The sequence below is a fragment of the Pseudomonas yangonensis genome, assembly GCF_009932725.1.
Taxonomy (GTDB): domain Bacteria; phylum Pseudomonadota; class Gammaproteobacteria; order Pseudomonadales; family Pseudomonadaceae; genus Aquipseudomonas; species Aquipseudomonas yangonensis.
Genome location: NZ_BLJU01000041.1, coordinates 1 through 1,241 on the forward strand (window position 1 = coordinate 1; position 1,241 = coordinate 1,241).

The window sequence follows — 1,241 nt, forward strand, 5'->3', positions numbered from 1 at the left end:
CTGTTCTACCTGCTGGAAAGCGTGCTGGGCACGCTCTGGGTCTGGTACTTCCTGCAGGAAACGCCGGCCAACGCGACGCTCTACGGTGGCGCACTGGTCATCGCCACGCTGGCCGTGCATGCCGGCCTGACCTTGCGCGTGCGCCAGCCCTTGCCGGCCTGAACGCCATCACGCCCGGCGTGCCGCTACACCGGACACAACCCACCCGGCACCGTGAGGATCCACTCGCGCACGGCCTGAATGCTAGGGTCATTGCGGCGGCTTTCGGGGTACACCAGAAAGAACGGCTTGCCTTCCAGCTCCGGGCCGAAGGGCTGCATCAGGCGCCCCGCCGTCAACTCGTCCTCGATCAGTTGCCGGCTCATCAGCGCCACGCCCTGAGCGCCAACGGCGGCCGAGACGGCGTGAGTCTCGTCGGAGAACACCAGCCCGGCCCCGACATCCAGCCCCGGTATCTGGGCCTGCTTCTGCCAGACCGCCCAATCGATGGGCGAGGAAATCGCCGCCTGGTTGCGAAAGTGAATCAGCGCATGCCTGGGCAGATCGGCGGCATCGTGCAACTCCAGTAGCGGGCTACAGGCGGGCACGAAGGTGTTGTCGAAGAGTTTCTCCGCAACCAGCCCTGGCCAGCGGCCATCGCCGTAGCGAATGGCGATATCGGCGGTGACGCCGTCGAGCGCCACCGGCTCATGCGAGGCATGAATGCGCAGGTCGATATCCGGGTGGGAATCGCGCAGCAGGCAGACCCAGGACAGCAGCCAGCGCACCGCCACCGCGGGCGTGGTGCTGAGGGTGACCGCATGCCGGCGCGGTGCGGCGCTGAGCCGCTCGACCGCAGCGCCGATGCTGTCGAAGGCGCTTTCCAGCACCTGCTGCAGCTCGCGCCCGGCCATGGTCAGTTCCAGCTGACGAGGCTTGCGTACGAACAGTGCAAGGCCGAGGGATTCCTCCAGCGCACGGATCTGGTGACTGATCGCCGTGGCGGTGACGGAGAGTTCCTCCGCGGCTTGCTTGGCGCTCTCATGACGAGCCGCCGCCTCGAAGGCACGCAAGGCAGATAGCGGTGGTAGTCTGCGCCGGCTCATAGCTGAGTTTTCCTCATCTGTTTAAGAAAATATTGATCGTTTGTCGCCATATAGGAGCAAACCTAGCCTGTCACTGCAGCTTTTCACAGATGAATAGAAATTCAAGCAGGAGACTCGCCATGACCCATATTCTGCATCTCGACGCCAGCGCCCGCC

1 protein-coding gene is annotated in these 1,241 nt (G+C 64.5%); it reads right to left on the minus strand.

Annotated elements, in window-relative coordinates; genetic code table 11:
* Positions 1–185 precede the first annotated feature (185 nt).
* Entirely contained in the window at positions 186–1,085 is a 900-nt protein-coding gene (locus GYB81_RS23225) for a LysR substrate-binding domain-containing protein (protein ID WP_161867992.1), read from the minus strand.
* Positions 1,086–1,241 lie beyond the last annotated feature (156 nt).